Here is a 14,879-nt window from a genome sequence, read left to right on the forward strand (position 1 = left end):
CGATTCGAAACGTTTCCTAACCGGGGTCAGAGCTCCGATTAGAAACAAAAGTGTTCCGATTGGGAGCTCTGACCCCGGTTAAGAAACATTGCCGGAAGTTCGGTGCGGGTCAGGAACGGGTGATCGGCAGCGACAGGTCTTCGCCCAGCTTGATGTGCTTGGCCAGTTCAATCTTGGCGATGGCGTTGCGGTGCACTTCGTCCGGTCCGTCGGCCAGGCGCAGGGTGCGGTTGCCGGCCCATTGGTAGGCCAGCGGAAACTCGTCCGACACGCCGGCCGCGCCATGCGCCTGGATCGCCCAGTCCAGCACCTGCTGGGCCACATTCGGCGCCAGCACCTTGATCATGGCGATCTCGGCTTGGGCGTGCTTGTTGCCCACGGTATCCATCAGCGCCGCGGTCTTGAGCGTCAGCAGGCGCGCGGTGTCGATCTGGATGCGCGACTCGGCGATGCGCTCGCGCCACACACCCTGGTCGGAAATCTTCTTGCCGAAGGCAACGCGGCTGTTCAGACGCAGGCACATCAGTTCCAGCGCGCGCTCGGCCACGCCGATGGCGCGCATGCAATGGTGGATGCGGCCCGGCCCCAGGCGGCCCTGGGCGATCTCGAAACCGCGGCCCTCGCCCAGCAGCAGGCTCGACGCCGGCACGCGCACGTTCTCGAACAGGATTTCGCAGTGGCCGTGCGGGGCATCGTCGTAGCCGAACACGGGCAGCGGGCGCACGATGGTGATGCCGGGCGTGTCGGCCGGCACCAGGATCATCGATTGCTGGGCATGGCGCGCCGCTTCCGGATCGGTCTTGCCCATGACGATGAAAATCTTGCAGCGCGGGTCGCCCGCGCCCGAAATCCACCACTTGCGTCCGTTGATGACATAGTCATCGCCATCGCGCGCGATGCTCGTTTCGATGTTGGTCGCGTCGGACGAGGCCACGGCCGGCTCGGTCATGGCAAAGGCCGAGCGGATCTCGCCGCGCAGCAGCGGTTCGAGCCAGGTGCGCTTGTGTTCTTCGCTGCCGTAGCGCTCGATGGTTTCCATATTGCCCGTGTCGGGGGCGGCGCAATTGAACACCTCCGGCGCCCAGCCGACCCGGCCCATGATCTCGCACAGCGGCGCGTAATCGAGGTTCGACAAGCCCTCGGGCGCGCGGTCCGATTTCGGCAGGAACAGATTCCACAGGCCCTGTTCGCGCGCCAGCGGCTTGAGCCGCTCGATCAGCTCGGTCGGAATCCAGCGGTTGCCCTTGTGCGTGCCGTTGCGGTCGACTTCCTGCTTGAAGGCGGTCTCGTTCGGATAGACGTGCTGGTCCATGAAGGCGAGCAGGCGCGCCTGCAACGCTTTGCAGCGGTCGGAGTAATCGAAGTTCATGTGGATTCCTTGGAAAGAGAAATGGCGCGCTGGGCGTACTGCCAGCCCAGTTCGGCCATGGGCCGGGCGGCCTTGCCGTTGTCGAGGGCTTGCGCGCTGGACGCGGTGCCGTCGACGTAGCGTTTCATGATGCCTTGCATGATGCCGGCCAGGCGGAACATATTGTAGGCCAGGTAAAAATTGAAATCCTCGATGCGGATGGTCTTGCCGGTGCGCGCAGCGTAGGCGGCGATGTAGGCTTCCTGGGTGGGAATGCCGAGCGCGTCCAGGTCGAGACCGGCGATGCCGCGGAACTGGCCGGGAGCAATGTGCCAGCTCATGCAATGGTAGGAAAAATCCGCCGCCGGGTGGCCCAGGGTCGACAGTTCCCAGTCGAGCACGGCGAGGATGCGCGGCTCGGTCGGGTGGAAGATCATGTTGTCGAGGCGGAAGTCGCCATGCACGATGGCCGTATCGTCGCCGGGCGGAATATTGTGCGGCAGCCAGGCGATCAGCTGGTCCATGGCATCGATCGGTTCCGTGACCGAGGCCTGGTACTGGCGTGTCCAGCGTTCGATCTGGCGCGCGAAATAATTGCCGGGTTTGCCGTAATCGGCCAGGCCGATGGCGCCGTAGTCGACCGTGTGGAGAGCGGCGATGACGCGGTTCAGTTCGTCGTAGATGGCGGCGCGTTCGGCGGGCGTCATGCCCGGCAGGGATTGATCCCACAGCACGCGGCCATCGACGAATTCCATCACGTAGAATGCGCGGCCGATGACCGACTCGTCGGTGCACAGCGCGTACTGGCGGGCGGCGGGAAAGCCGGCCTTTTGCAAGGCATCCATGACGCGGAATTCGCGCTCGATGGCGTGGGCGGACGGGAGCAGCTTGGCGGCCGGTCCGGGCTTGGTGCGCAGCACATAATGCTGGCCGCCGGCGCTGATCTTGAAGGTGGGATTGGACTGCCCGCCCTTGAACTGGGCCACTTCAAGCGGGCCGCCGGGATAGCCCTCCACATGGGCGCGCAGATAAGCGTCGAGGGCATCGACGTCGAATTTCTGGCGCTCCGAGACCGGCTTGGTCCCCATCATTTCCTCGAACATCTTGTCTCCTGCTGGTTATGTGAGATCTATTCTAGCGCATGAATAGAACGACCGTACTAATTTTTCCACCACCGCACAACCGGGGTCAGAGCTCAATTAAGAAATGTTTCGAGTCGGAGGTCTGACCCCGGTTAGGAAATGTTTCGAGTCGGAGGTCTGACCCCGGTTAGGAAATGTTTCGAGTCGGAGGTCTGACCCCGGTTAAGAAATGTTGTTTGGGGGGCAGTCAGCGCGAGAGGCGGTATTGGTCGTACAGCTGTTCCATCGTGGTGCTGCGGGTGTCGGTTTGCAGCGGGGCGGGCGGGGAGTAGTTGACGAAGCGTACTACCCAGTCGGCCTCGGCATCACCGACGTCGAGCGCGTTGATGCAGCCGGCCGTTTGCGACAGCCCACCGAGGAACATGCGCTGGCCCGTCAGCGCCAACGATAAAATCGCGCAGTTCACGCCGCCATGGAGCACCAGCAAGGCCGTGTCCCAGTCGTCCTGACCCCGCAGGCGCGTGACCGCCGGGTGGATCCGGTCCATCAGCTGCCCCACCGATTCGCCCCCCAGGAAGCGCTTGTCTTCGCCCACCATGCCTTCAAACGCACCCGTAAACGCGTCCTTGAGGTCGGCGTCGGCAATCGTCGACAGGCGCCCGCCGCGGATTTCTTCAAACTCGGGCCAGATCTCGATGTCGATCCCCTGGCCGGTCGCCCCCAGCACGCGGGTCGCCGTTTCCACCGTGCGCGGCAGGCCGGAGACGATGACCCGGTCGAACTGGACGCCTTCGGCGGCGAAGGCTTGTCCGGCCGCACGGGCTTGCGCGCAGCCCTGTTCGTTGAGCGGGACGGATTCGGGAAGAAAGGGTTTTCCTGCGGCATCGAAATAGGTAACGCTGCCATGGCGCATCAGGAAGATGCGCCGGCGCTGGGATGTAGGGGACATGGGTTCTTGTGGTCGGTTCAGAAAAACAGGGCGGTGCGGGTGACGATGCTGCCGGTGTTGGTGTACGGGGCGGTCGCGCGCACGGCGCCGGTGGTGGCGACGCCATCGTCGAGCTTGCTGTCGAGCTGCTGGGCGAAGGAGTCGGGGAGGTTGTCGAAGCGCAAGCCATTGCCGCTGCGCCCGCCCACCGCGTCGTTGTAGATGTAGACCGCGCCGCCCTGGGCGCTGGTCATGAAATCGGTGGTGCCGTTGTAGGCGCCGGTGATGAAGCCGGACAGCGCCAGGTGCTGCGGCGCCGACAGGTATTCGGTGATCTGGCCGTCGCCGTTGCCGTTGGCCGTGGCGCCGGCCACGTGGGTGGTGGCCAGCACGTCGTCGCCTGGCAGGGCGCGGAATTTGTCCTGGTAGGCGTTCACCGCCGCCGACAGCGAGTTCGATTGCTGGATGATGTTCTTGACCTTGGCGCTGTCGATCAGCCCCTGGCCCTTGAGCACGCCGCCCAGCAGCAGGCCGATGATCACCAGCACGATGGCGATTTCGACGAGGGTGAATCCTTGTTGTCGTTGCATGGGGCTCTCTCTGTTGTGACGGCAGCTGCGTATTATTCTAGCGTATCAAGGATGGGCCCGGCGCTGGCGCGCCGAAATGTTGTGCAGGCGCCGTTCCAGCAACGCGAGCTCGCGCGGATCGCTGACCTGGCCGCTGGCCAGCATGGCGCCGATCAGCGCCATGGCACTTTCGTCCTCGCCCATGTCGTCGAGGATGAACAGCTCCATCTGGCGCGCCCACGCGGGCAGGACCGCGTTTGTCGTACGGGTGCGGATCGCGTGCGCATACTGGCGCGCCAGCGCGGGATCGTGCAGCCGGTGGCGCGCCACCAGCGCCGCATGGGCCAGCCATGGCCAGCGCCGGTCGGGGTCTTCGCCAAAACGCTGGTGCACGAAATCGAGCATGATGCGGGTGCGCGCCGGGTCGGCGCTGGCGCCGTACACCTGGCTCGCCGCCAGCAGCGGCGCCTGGCCGCGCGGGTCGAGGTCGACGATGCGCTCCAGCCACGTGCGCAAGGCGCTGTAATCGATGGCGCCCAGCGGCGTGGCCGCCTCGTCCTGGCCTTGCACGTACAGGGTCATGGCCTTGGCCAGCGCCACCGGTTCGCCCAGGCTGGCCAGGCGCAGCACGGCCAGCGGGGGCGCTTGTCCCAGGCCGGCCGCAGTCGGGGGCTGCGGCGCGCGCGCGGCCCGGTAGCCCACCTGGAGCGCCAGCGCGGCCACCAGCAGCAGCGTCACCGGCAGCGGCACGCGCGCGGCCATCACAGGTCCTTGCGGTAAAAATCGAACAGCGCGGCGGCCCCCAGCAAGGTGACATAGATCGCGCTCTGCGCCAGCAGCGGCGCCAGCTGGGCGCCGCCGTACACCAGCCACTCGCTGCGCGTGAACTGGTCCAGGTGCGGCAGCACGGCCGCCAGCGCGTCGATGGCCATGCGCGGCAGTTGCGCCGCATCCTGCGCCATGGCTTGCAGGCTGCCGATCGCCCGCGCCAGCAGATAGAACGCCAAGGTGGCCGCCAGCGCCGCCATGACCTGCCCGAGCGTGAGCACGCACAGCAGGCAAAATGCGGCAACGATCCACAGTTCGCACCACAGCGAGACGGCCCACGCGGCGCACCATGCGGGCGGCGCGAGCATCAATGCCATCGCCCCGAACAGCAGTGCCGGCAGCAGCGCCACCAGGCCGAATCCGGCCAGCTTGCCCAGCACGTAGGCGGCGCGCGGTATGGCCAGGGCGAGCAGCAGTTCCTGGCCCTTGTCGGCCGCTTCGCGCACCACGCTGGTGGCCACGAAACCTGCCACCAGCAGCACGCAGCACACCCGCAGCAAGGCGGCCAGCAGCGCTGCTTGCAGCGCGGCGCTTTCGGTGAGCGCCAGTTGGCCCACGAAGCCGCCCAGCGCGACCGCGCCGATGGCCAGGCCGCCCAGCACCCAGGCGATGCGGTTGCGCAGCGCTTCGAGCACGGTGTATGTGGCAATCGTGAAGATGGGTCCCAGCATGGCCTAGCGCGGCAGCGTTCCGGCGGCAACCATGCGGTTGAACAGCACATTCGGCGAAAGCCAGATCACCAGGTCGTCGTACTCGCCGCCCGGCGCGGTGGGGCTCTCGCTCGGCGTGCGCGCCACGAAGGCGATGCCGGCACTGCCGGCGTTGGTGCGTTCGTCGACGTTGGTGCTGCTCGTATCGAGGCTGCGCACTCCCGTGTCGCCAAAGCCGCCGGCGCCGTTTTTCCCGTGCGAGACGATCACCGCCGGAATATCGTTGATGCCGGTCGCCGCCACCAGGTTGCCGCGCGCATCGCGCGTGCCGATGGTGATGTCGCGCGCGGTCTGCAGCGTGAACATGGTCTGGCTGTTGCTGTAGGCCGGCGTGACGCTGTAGTGGAACGCGCGTCCCCAGCTATCGAGCTTGGGCAGGCCCAGCGTGGCCCACGGCAGCACGCCCTGGCGCTTGCCGTCGCGGCAGGTGGCGCCGTTGCGGTCTTCCAGGCCGTTGACCGGCGAGACGGCGGGGCAGGGCAGGTAGCCGTTGCGCAGCGCGAAACCCATCAGCGCTTCGCGCGCTTCGTCCATGGTTTTCTGGGTGTCGCCGATCTTGCGCTGTTCCATCTGCACCGCCAGCGGGGTCAGTAGCCCGCCGATCATCAGCCCGACGATCACCAGCACCACCGCCATTTCGACCAGGCTGAATCCCCGCTGCGCGCGCGTCATGGCTGGTCGACGTCGGTGACGGTGCCGGCGTTCATGTCCACGCTCTGCCCGGGTTTGAGCACGACCTTCCGGCCCGAGGGCAGCGTCAGCGTCACGCGCGGCGCCTGCGCCGGCCCGCTGAAGCGGTTGCGCGCGCCTTCCTGGGCCTCGTTGTTCACCCACACGGTCGACTTGCCGCTGCTGCGCCGCACGAAGCCGTTCACGGTCAGCGGCTGCGGCACGGGCGCCGCTTCCACCACCGGCACTGGCGGTGCGGCGACCAGGCCGCGCTGGATATCGAGCTGATGGCGTTCGGCCGGCGTCGTGAACAGGCGCCCCATCGGCGCCGTCTGTGCGTGGGCGGTGAGGGCGGCGACGAGCGGCAGGCAGGCGGCGAGCCTGGATTTCATGGCGATCCTTTCGCAAGCGCTGGCGCATCCGGCTGCGGCGTGGCGCCGAGCGTCAGCCAGATCAGGGTGCAGTCGGCCGCCAGGCGCGCCACGCCGATCGATTCGGCCGGTGCGTCGGTGCGTTTCAGCTTGCAGTCCTGGACCGTGAAGCGCCCGGCGCCGCGCAGGTCGTCGATGAAGTGGAACAGGTCCAGTTCGTGCACCAGCCCGAGTTCGACGCGCATGCGGCTGCCGCGCAGCTGGTAGTCGCCCAGCGCCATCGGGGCACCGAGAACAAGCGCCTGCTGGGGTTCGATGTCGTAGCTGGCCGAGACCAGCTTGCGCGTGCCCTGGATCGATTTGATCGTCTCGATCCATGCCAGCCGGTTTTCGTCGCCAATCAGGCCGCCCGCCTGCAGTTCCATGAAGCGCGGCTGGTAGATGGCGATGTCCTGCTTTTCCGATTCCACATTCTGGAAGCGGCTGGCCGCCGCGCCGCGTACCTGGGCCGCCTGCGCCAGCGCTGCCGCCTTCTGCGCGCCGTACCAGGTGGCCGCGCCCACCAGCAGCACGGCGGCGCCCAGCACGCCGGCGCACAGCCTGGCGGGCGCGGCGATCATGCCGAGTTCGTCGCGCCAGGTGGGTAGGTTGGCGTCGGCCGGCTTGGCACGCAGGGCGTTCGGCTTGGCCATCATGGTTTCCATGTCAGGTTGATGACGAAGCGCGGCTTGACGCCGGTGTCGCCAGCGTCGGTCTTGCCGCTTAACTTGACGCTCTGGCGCACATCGAGCGGCGCTTCGACGATGTGCACCGCCACGCCGGGATTGCCGGCCATGTCGAGCGCGAACTGGTTCACGCTGTCGACAATGGCGCGGTAGTCCGATGGGCCGACCTCGATTTCGCCATCGATGCGCAGCACCTGCACCGGCGCCGACGGCAGGCCGACCACGCTGGCCGCGATCGGGTCGGTGGTGTCGCCGGCGGCTGGTGCGACCAGACTGGCGCCGGCGCCAGTCTGGGCCAGCGCCGGCTGCTGCACCTGCCAGTCGAGCGCCAGCAGGCGGATCGCGGGTGCGCGTTCCAGCGAGCGGCTCACCAGCGCCACCAGCGGCGCCGGGGCGGGGGCGGTGGCGCCGAGCAGGCGGTCGAGCTGCACCGCGGCCTTCATGTTGGCGCTGCGCGCAGCCGTCGGCGGCAAGCTGGCCATGATGGCGCGGTAGCGCGCGTCGTGCTGCGCCGCCTCGGCCAGCAGGCGCGTGGCTTCCTGGCCATCGCGCACGCTGCCCCACGCGCTGGCCAGCAGCCAGACGGCGCCGACGGCGGCGATCGCGGCGCTGGCGCAGTTGAGCGCCAGGCGCGCGCGCCAGAGCTGGTAAAAGCGGCCGGCGGCACCAGGCGGGTACTGGCTGGGCAGGGAGTCGCGACCCAAGAGGCCAAGCAAAAGCTGTTCGGCCGTGTCCACGCCGCCCGCCAGTTTCAGGCGCGCGCAGGCGCTGTCGATGTCGATGAAGTGATAGGCGAGTTCCTGATCGTCTTCGCAGCGCTGTTCCAGCGCGGCCACGCGCGCCGGGGGCGCGAGCACCACCACGTGCAGCATGTCGCCGCGTCCCAGCAGGCGGGTGCTGGTCAGGAACTGCTGCATCTTGGCCGTCTCTGACGCAGTGGCGTCGATGACATCGTCGTGCGCGGCCAGCACCGTCAGGCGGGAAAATTTCAGGTACGGGCCCTGGAAATAGCTCTGGCGCAGGCCGCCCCCCTGTTCGGCGATCAGCAGCAGATGGTCCTGGGCGATGCCCATGCGCCGCACCAGCTTCGCCGACAGGTGGGCGGCCGAGTACAGGCCGGCCAGGGGGATTCTGTTCTGCTCCATCACGGCCACCCACGGCTGCACCATGGCGGCGTTGGTCAGGGCCGAGAACACGGTGTGGTCGTCGCGCCGGCCTTCGCTGTCGCGGTCCTGGATGTCGGCATGGCGGAACGGCGTGTCGCGAAAGGCATGCGAGAGGCGCCGTTCGACCAGGGTGCGCCCGGCGCGGCCGCCCACGTGCGGCAGCAGGCAGCGCTGGAAGTCTTCTTCGACCAGGTCGGCCACGAGGCAGGCGCGCGTGCCTTGCGCGCCGTCGAGGTAGCGCGCAAAGGCTTCCATGCCGTCACGGTCGGCCGGAAAGCAGGGCCCGGGCGCAAGCGCCCCGGCGCGCCAGTCGAAGGCGCACAGCCGGTCGTTCGTCACATAGAATAATTGTTTGGGCAGCACTGCCATCCTTACGTTTTCAACTGGCTCATGGTGTCGTAGATCGGTCCCAGCACGGACAGCATGATCCATCCCAGCAGCAGGCCGAGCGTGACCGTCATGGCCGGTTCGATGAGCGACTGCACGCGCTCGATCATTTCCTTCACTTCGCGATTATAGAAGTAGCTGACGTTGCGCAGGGCGTTGTCGAGCGAGCCGGTGGCCTCGCCCACGCGCAGCATGCGCAGCACCAGCGGCGGGAAGATGCCGCTGTTCTGGAACGCCAGCGTGACGCTCTGGCCGTCGGAGATCAATTGCGCGGCGCGCTGCAGACCGGCGGCCACCACGCGGTTGGCGACGATGCCTTCCGACAGGCGGATGCATTCGAGGATGGTGATGCCGGAGCCGTACATCAGCCCGAAAAAGGTGGCGAAGCGCGCCAGGATGATCTTGTGCAGCACGGGCCCGATCAGGGGCAGGCGCAGTTTCAGGCCGTCGGCCAGCATGCGCGCGCTGTCGCTGCGGCGCAGCCATGCCCGCCCGCCGAACCAGGCCAGCAGCGGCAGGGCGAGCAAGGCATACCAGTAGTGGATGAAGACATTCGAGACCGCGATCAGGGCCCTGGTATGAAACGGCAGTTCGCCGCCCATGTTCTTGATGAACGAGGTCAGTTGCGGCACCAGCACGATCATCAGGAAGAAGGTCACGCCCAGCACCACGACCGCGACCACGATCGGGTAGGTGATGATTTTCTTGGTCTGGGCGGCCAGTTCGTCCTGCCATTTCAGGCTGTCGGACAGGTTGCGGAATACCTCGGCCAGTTTGCCGCTCGATTCGCCGGCGGTAATGAGGCTGGTGAAGGTGTTGTCGAACACTTCGTCATGGTGGCGCAGCGCTTCGGACAGGGTCAGGCCGCCTTCGATTGACTCGATCAGGTCGGTGACGATTTCGCGAAAGCGCGGGTGGTCAAGGGAGTCGCGCAGGTCGCCCAGGCCTTCCAGGATCGGCACGCCGGCGGCGGTGAGCTGCTCCATGTGGAAGCAGAAGTTGATCAAATCCGCGCGCCGCACCACGCGCTTGCCGAAGGCGACCGCCCTCTGTCCGGCCACGCGGAAGTCGATCAGGTCGAGCTCCATGCGGCGCAGGCGCAGTTCCAGGTCGGCGCTGTTGGTCGCGTCCATCGCGCCGGGCACCATCTGGCCGGCCAGGTCCATCGCGCGGTAGGCGTACAGCGGCATCAGGCCAGCCTGTCGGTCAGGTCGACCACGCGCGCCACTTCGTCGAGCGAGGTGGCGCCCTCCAGCACGCGGCGCATGCCGTCGTCGACCAGCGAGCGAAAGCCGGCGGCGCGCGCGGTCTCTTTCAGTTCGCGCAGCGAGGCGCGGCGGGCGATGGCTTCGTCGATGTCGGCGTTCACCTTGAGCAGTTCCATGATCGCCATGCGGCCCTTGTAGCCCTGGTGGCCGCAGGCTTCGCAGCCGGCCGCCTGGCAGATGGTGGCCGCCGGGTCCTCGGCGGAGAGGCCAAGCAAGCGGCGCTCCGTCGCGTCGGCAAGCGATTCGGTCTTGCACGCCTGGCACAGGCGCCGCACCAGGCGCTGGGCGATGATGCCGATGATGTTGCCGGCCATGATGTCGGGCAGGATGCCGATGTCGAGCAGGCGCGAGACCGAGCCGATGGCCGAATTGGTGTGCAGGGTGGTGTAGACCTGGTGGCCGGTCATGGCGGCCGAAAACGCCATTTCGGCGGTTTCCCTGTCGCGCACTTCGCCCACCAAAATGATATCCGGGTCCTGGCGCATCATCGAGCGGATGCCGTCGGCAAAGCCCATCTTGGCCGATTCGTTGATCGAGGTCTGGCGGATCATGTTCATCGGGTACTCGACCGGGTCTTCCAAGGTCATGATGTTGACGCTCTCGGTGTTGATGTGGTTCAGGATCGAGTACAGGGTGGTGGTCTTGCCGCTGCCGGTCGGCCCGGTGACGAGAATGACGCCGTGCGGACGGGCGATCATCAGTTTGAGCAGGTGCAGTTCGTCCTCGCCCAGTCCCAGGCCGTCCAGCGGCACCAGTCCCTTCTGGCGATCGAGCACGCGCAGGACAAAATTTTCGCCGTGCGTGGTCGGTTGGGCCGAGGCCCGGAAGTCGATCTGGCGCCCCGAGAACTTGATCGAAATGCGTCCGTCCTGCGGCGCGCGCGATTCGGCGATGTTCATATTGCTCATCACCTTCAGGCGCACCGCCATCGCCGGCCAGTACGATTTGTGCAGGCTGCGGATCTGGCGCAGGATGCCGTCGATGCGGTAGCGGATGCGCAGAAAACTCTGTTCCGGCTCGAAGTGAATGTCGGAGGCGCCATTCTGCACTGCATCGGCCAGCAGCGCGTCCATCAGGCGCACCATCGGCTGGCTGTATTCGTCGGTGGTGGCGGCCATGGCGGCGTAATTGACTTCGCCGGTTTCAATCTCGAGCAAGATGCCGTCGATCGACAGCTCGAAGCCGTAATACTGGTCGATGGCGCGCGCGATATCCGATTCGTTGACCAGCACCGGCGCGATCGTGATGCCCTTGACCAGCATGGCGCTGATCTGGTCCAGCGCGACGATGTTGCTGGTGTCGGCCATGGCCAGGATCAGGTTGTCGGTATCGCGCTCGTAGACGATCGGGAACACGCGGTAGCGCTTGGCCACATCCTTCGGAATGAGTTTTAACGCGATGGCGTCGACCACCAGGCTGGTCAGGTCGGCGCTTTGCTGGTTCAGGTTTTCCGACAGCGCTTCGCGCACCGTCGCTTCGGTGACGAAACCGAGCGTGATCAAGAGTTTGCCGAGCGGCTCGCTGCTGCGCTTTTGTTCGATCAGCGCGATGCGCAGCTGGTCTTCGCTGATGACCCCTTTCTGGATCAGCAGTTTGCCGAGGGGGAATTTTACATGTTCCGACATGCGGCTATTGCCCGCCCAGTTCGCGTGCGCGGGTGGCGGCCGCGGCGCGGTCGAAATTGACAGCGCCGCGCTGCGCCAGTTCCACCGCGCGCTGGTAATAGGTCAGCGCCAGCTTGCCCTGGTTCAGGCGGTCCAGGCCGATGGCCAGGTTGAAGGCGTAGTCGGCATTGCTGGGACTGGCGGAATAGGCGCGGAAATAATGCTGCTGGGCTTCGGGCCAGCGCCCCTGGCGCGCGTACAGGTTGCCCAGGGCGAACAGCAGCGGGCCCGATTCCGGATTGCGTTCGACCACGCGGCGCAGGCGCCCTTCGGACTGGGCCGGATCGCCCTGGCGCACGCTGGTCAGGCCGGCCAGCGCGTCGTTGTCGTTGGGGTCGAGCTCGAGCAGGCGCGCGTAGATGCTTGCAGCCTGCTCGGCCTGGTTGTCGCGGGCGGCGAGGGCGGCCATGCCGAGCAGGGCGTCGCGGTTGTTCGCGTCTTGCCGCAGCACGGTCTGGTAGCTCTGGCGCGCGGCTGGCAGGTCGCCATTGTTGTAGGCCGTAAAACCGTTCTGGAGCGAGGGATTGATCTGCTCCGGCTTGCTAACGCGTGCCACGCGGATGCCGCTGCTGTCGGGCGCCGCTGCCGCCGCGCGCGGCGCGGCCTGCGGCGGCGGTGCTGGTTGCTGCCCCTGCTGCAACTGCTGCAGGCGCATCGCTTCGTCCGGGGGAATCTGGTCGCGCGAGGAGGGCGGCGGCGTTTGCGCAACGTAGGGCTGGGCCGGCTGCGCCGCCTGAATGGGAACGTCCGCACCGGGCTGGGCGGCGATGACGGGCACGCCGGGCACGGCGGCGCCGGGGTCTGGCGCGGTACTCTGGTTCTGGCCCGGCATCGGCACCATCGGCAGGTGGCGGCTGGAACCGGGACCGTACACGGCGTTCCAGTAAATATACGCGAACACGGCGGCGATCAGCAGGGCGATGCTGCCGAGGACCGCAATGCGGATGGTGCGCGCGTCCATGCGCGCCATGGCGCGCTTCCGGGCCTTGACCCGTGGCGGCGGCGGTGGCGGGGCGTTGCGCGCACGCCGTGGCGGTGCCGCTGGCGGTTCGGCCTGCGGGTCCGGAATGGCCATGCGCGGCGCCTCGGGCGCGACATCGATGGACGGTTCGGCGCGCGCGGCGGCCGGCGCCGCGTCGAGCGGCGACAGGGTCAGCGGCTCGGCCGATGTGGCCTGCTCATGCGGCGCCAGCGCCAGTACCTCGTCGTAGGCTTCGGACGGCTTGGCCAGTTCCTCGTCGGGCGCATGGTTTTGCTTGGCGCGCTCGGCTTTCTTGAGGGCCTGCATCAGGAGGCTCATGGTCAGTTCACCTTTCCGCGCACGGGTTCGGAGTACGGCTCCGACACGGCGCCGCTGGTGTCGGGCAGCAGGTAGCGGTAATCCTTGTAGTCGCCGTTGATGCTGGCATTTTTCACCACCACCGGCCGGATGAAGATCACCAGCTCCGTCTTGCTGACTTTTTCATTACGGTACGAGAAGAAATTGCCGATCACCGGCAGCACGCCCGCGCCCGGCACCGCATCCTTGGCATTGTCGACCGAGTCCTGCATCAGCCCGCCCAGCACGGAAATGTCGCCGCTGTAGACCTTCAGGATCGATTCGACTTCGCGCGCCTGGATCACCGGCACCTGGCTGGTCACCTTTTCGGCGGCCAGCGCCGGGTTGGGGTCGGTCACGTAGCCGACGATGCGGGTGATCGTCGGGCGCACGTTGAGGGTGACTTCGTCCGAGTCGGCAATCTGGGGCGTGACGCTCATCACGAAGCCGACCGGCACCGTTTCGAGCTTCGATTCGTAGGTGGCGGGGGTGGTGACGTTGCCGTTCACGCCGATCACGGCGGGCGTGACCTTGATGGTGAAGAAGACGTTGTTGTCGACCACTTTCAGCATCGCGGTCTGGTTGTTCAGCACGCTGATCTTGGGGCTGGACAGCACTTTGACCTTGCCGAACGATTCGAGCAGCTGGATCGCGGTGGTGATGTTGCCCAGCGCCGAGGTGGGGTTGATGTAATTGATCGAAAACAGCCCCGGCGTGGTGCCGATGGCCACGTTCGAGCCGGGCAGCGTGGGGCCGACCGGCCTCTGGGTCAGGGTCAGCCCGCCGTGCAGGCGGCTCCAGTTGATGCCCTGCTGGTACTGGTCGGACAGCCGCACTTCGATGATGGTCGCTTCGATCAGCACCTGGCGCTTGGCGCTGCCGAGCACGATGTCGAGAAATTGCTGGATCTTTTCGTGCTGGCGCCCGGTCGCGCGCACCGCCAGCAGGCCGCCTTCGGCGTTGACGATCACCGACGGCGCGTTGCGCTGGCGCTCGCTGGACGAGGCGTTGAAGGCGGCCAGCACGTTGTCGGGCACGGCCTGCGGCGTGGGCTGGGCCGGCTGCGCCGCGGCGGCGCCGGGCGCCGGCGGGGGCGCGGCCGACGAGATCGTGCTCGGCGCATCGCCCAGCGTGGTGTCGCGCAGCATGTCGCGGATATTTTTTTCCAGGCTGCCCCAGAAGTTGTTTTCCGAGCGGTTGGTGACCGAGGTCGTCGAATTATTGTTGCCCGACCCGCCCGATGCGCCCGACCCGGCCGCGCCGCCGCTGGTGCTGCCGTTGGGGTTGGTGATCGTTGGGCTGCTGGAACCGCCACCGGTGGTCGAAATCTGGGTGGCGATGTTGACGCTGCTGTTGGTGCTGCGCGCCATGTTGACGTAGTCGACCTTGTAATTACGCCACACCGGCGTATCCGGCAGCACGGTCAGGGTGGCGCCGTCGATTTCGTAGCGCATGTCCACCTGGCGCGAAATGCGGGTCAGGAGCTGCGGCAGGGTCTGGTCGAGCGCGTTGAGGGTCACCGTGCCTTCGATGCCCGGGTGAATGTCGACATTCAGGCGGGCGTCGCGCGCCAGCGCAAACAGCAGCGACTGCACCGGCACCTTGTGCACCGTGACGCTGTAGGTTTCAGCCTTGGGCGTGGCCTTGGGCGGCGGCAGCGGCGCGCTGTGCATGACCGGGTCGGGAATCCGTCCGGCCGCCGGGGGCGCCTGCGTCACGTGCGACGGCGAACCGGGCAGGGTGGGCGTGGCACACGCGCTCAACAAGGCGCAACAGATGGCGGTGCCTGCGGTACTCCAGGGGGAAACGGATTTAGTCAGGGTCATTGGTGCGCTCTTGAGTGCCA

The 14,879-nt window shown here is 66.9% G+C and carries 14 protein-coding genes; all 14 read right to left on the reverse strand.

Translation table 11 applies throughout. From position 1 onward, the window contains the following. Positions 1 to 109 precede the first annotated feature (109 nt). Positions 110 to 1,369 carry an acyl-CoA dehydrogenase family protein gene (locus RBA41_RS26085; protein WP_306627191.1) on the reverse strand — a complete coding sequence of 420 codons (1,260 nt, stop codon included), beginning with the start codon at positions 1,367 to 1,369 and terminating at the stop codon, positions 110 to 112. Next, positions 1,366 to 2,451, reverse strand: a complete 1,086-nt coding sequence (locus tag RBA41_RS26090) for a phosphotransferase (protein ID WP_306627193.1) — start codon at positions 2,449 to 2,451, stop codon at positions 1,366 to 1,368. The genes RBA41_RS26085 and RBA41_RS26090 overlap by 4 nt, the downstream gene beginning before the upstream one ends. Before the next feature lie 226 nt (positions 2,452 to 2,677). Next, entirely contained in the window at positions 2,678 to 3,379 is a 702-nt protein-coding gene (locus tag RBA41_RS26095; RefSeq protein ID WP_306627195.1) for a histidine phosphatase family protein, read from the reverse strand. Positions 3,380 to 3,396: 17 nt separating this feature from the next. Further along, entirely contained in the window at positions 3,397 to 3,948 is a 552-nt protein-coding gene (locus tag RBA41_RS26100) for a prepilin-type N-terminal cleavage/methylation domain-containing protein (protein WP_166881289.1), read from the reverse strand. A gap of 45 nt (positions 3,949 to 3,993) precedes the next feature. Next, a complete protein-coding gene (locus RBA41_RS26105; protein ID WP_306627197.1) occupies positions 3,994 to 4,689 on the reverse strand; it encodes a hypothetical protein in 696 nt (231 codons plus the stop codon). Continuing rightward, a complete protein-coding gene (locus tag RBA41_RS26110) occupies positions 4,689 to 5,426 on the reverse strand; it encodes an ABC transporter permease (protein ID WP_306627199.1) in 738 nt (245 codons plus the stop codon). The genes RBA41_RS26105 and RBA41_RS26110 overlap by 1 nt, the downstream gene beginning before the upstream one ends. A gap of 3 nt (positions 5,427 to 5,429) precedes the next feature. Then, on the reverse strand, positions 5,430 to 6,137 hold the full coding sequence (locus RBA41_RS26115) for a type II secretion system protein (RefSeq protein ID WP_306627201.1): 708 nt from the start codon (positions 6,135 to 6,137) through the stop codon (positions 5,430 to 5,432). After that, complete coding sequence (locus tag RBA41_RS26120) at positions 6,134 to 6,526, reverse strand: hypothetical protein (RefSeq protein WP_306627203.1); 393 nt, start codon at positions 6,524 to 6,526, stop codon at positions 6,134 to 6,136. The genes RBA41_RS26115 and RBA41_RS26120 overlap by 4 nt, the downstream gene beginning before the upstream one ends. Then, positions 6,523 to 7,209, reverse strand: coding sequence for a hypothetical protein (locus tag RBA41_RS26125; protein ID WP_306627205.1), 687 nt, complete (start codon positions 7,207 to 7,209; stop codon positions 6,523 to 6,525). The genes RBA41_RS26120 and RBA41_RS26125 overlap by 4 nt, the downstream gene beginning before the upstream one ends. Continuing rightward, positions 7,197 to 8,765: a hypothetical protein gene (locus RBA41_RS26130; RefSeq protein ID WP_306627207.1), complete on the reverse strand. Its 1,569-nt coding sequence runs from the start codon at positions 8,763 to 8,765 to the stop codon at positions 7,197 to 7,199. The genes RBA41_RS26125 and RBA41_RS26130 overlap by 13 nt, the downstream gene beginning before the upstream one ends. Positions 8,766 to 8,767: 2 nt before the next feature. Beyond that, positions 8,768 to 9,973, reverse strand: coding sequence for a type II secretion system F family protein (locus RBA41_RS26135; RefSeq protein WP_306627209.1), 1,206 nt, complete (start codon positions 9,971 to 9,973; stop codon positions 8,768 to 8,770). Then, positions 9,973 to 11,676 carry a GspE/PulE family protein gene (locus RBA41_RS26140; protein WP_306627210.1) on the reverse strand — a complete coding sequence of 568 codons (1,704 nt, stop codon included), beginning with the start codon at positions 11,674 to 11,676 and terminating at the stop codon, positions 9,973 to 9,975. Before RBA41_RS26140 ends, RBA41_RS26135 begins: the two co-directional genes overlap by 1 nt. A 4-nt stretch (positions 11,677 to 11,680) precedes the next feature. After that, entirely contained in the window at positions 11,681 to 13,015 is a 1,335-nt protein-coding gene (locus tag RBA41_RS26145) for a tetratricopeptide repeat protein (protein WP_306627212.1), read from the reverse strand. 2 nt (positions 13,016 to 13,017) lie between these two features. Beyond that, positions 13,018 to 14,859, reverse strand: a complete 1,842-nt coding sequence (locus RBA41_RS26150) for a type II secretion system protein GspD (RefSeq protein WP_306627214.1) — start codon at positions 14,857 to 14,859, stop codon at positions 13,018 to 13,020. Between the last annotated feature and the right edge of the window lie 20 nt (positions 14,860 to 14,879).

It is taken from the genome of Massilia scottii (genome assembly GCF_030846495.1).
In the GTDB taxonomy this organism is placed as follows: domain Bacteria; phylum Pseudomonadota; class Gammaproteobacteria; order Burkholderiales; family Burkholderiaceae_D; genus Telluria_A; species Telluria_A violaceinigra.

Coding starts and splice junctions, on each gene's coding strand:
- RBA41_RS26150 (WP_306627214.1), bottom strand. CDS start 14,859: ATGACCCTGACTAAATCCGTTTCCCCCTGGAGTACCGCAGGCACCGCC.
- RBA41_RS26115 (WP_306627201.1), bottom strand. CDS start 6,137: ATGACGCGCGCGCAGCGGGGATTCAGCCTGGTCGAAATGGCGGTGGTG.
- RBA41_RS26135 (WP_306627209.1), bottom strand. CDS start 9,973: ATGCCGCTGTACGCCTACCGCGCGATGGACCTGGCCGGCCAGATGGTG.
- RBA41_RS26110 (WP_306627199.1), bottom strand. CDS start 5,426: ATGCTGGGACCCATCTTCACGATTGCCACATACACCGTGCTCGAAGCG.
- RBA41_RS26090 (WP_306627193.1), bottom strand. CDS start 2,451: ATGTTCGAGGAAATGATGGGGACCAAGCCGGTCTCGGAGCGCCAGAAA.
- RBA41_RS26130 (WP_306627207.1), bottom strand. CDS start 8,765: ATGGCAGTGCTGCCCAAACAATTATTCTATGTGACGAACGACCGGCTG.
- RBA41_RS26085 (WP_306627191.1), bottom strand. CDS start 1,369: ATGAACTTCGATTACTCCGACCGCTGCAAAGCGTTGCAGGCGCGCCTG.
- RBA41_RS26140 (WP_306627210.1), bottom strand. CDS start 11,676: ATGTCGGAACATGTAAAATTCCCCCTCGGCAAACTGCTGATCCAGAAA.
- RBA41_RS26100 (WP_166881289.1), bottom strand. CDS start 3,948: ATGCAACGACAACAAGGATTCACCCTCGTCGAAATCGCCATCGTGCTG.
- RBA41_RS26120 (WP_306627203.1), bottom strand. CDS start 6,526: ATGAAATCCAGGCTCGCCGCCTGCCTGCCGCTCGTCGCCGCCCTCACC.
- RBA41_RS26145 (WP_306627212.1), bottom strand. CDS start 13,015: ATGAGCCTCCTGATGCAGGCCCTCAAGAAAGCCGAGCGCGCCAAGCAA.
- RBA41_RS26105 (WP_306627197.1), bottom strand. CDS start 4,689: ATGGCCGCGCGCGTGCCGCTGCCGGTGACGCTGCTGCTGGTGGCCGCG.
- RBA41_RS26125 (WP_306627205.1), bottom strand. CDS start 7,209: ATGGAAACCATGATGGCCAAGCCGAACGCCCTGCGTGCCAAGCCGGCC.
- RBA41_RS26095 (WP_306627195.1), bottom strand. CDS start 3,379: ATGTCCCCTACATCCCAGCGCCGGCGCATCTTCCTGATGCGCCATGGC.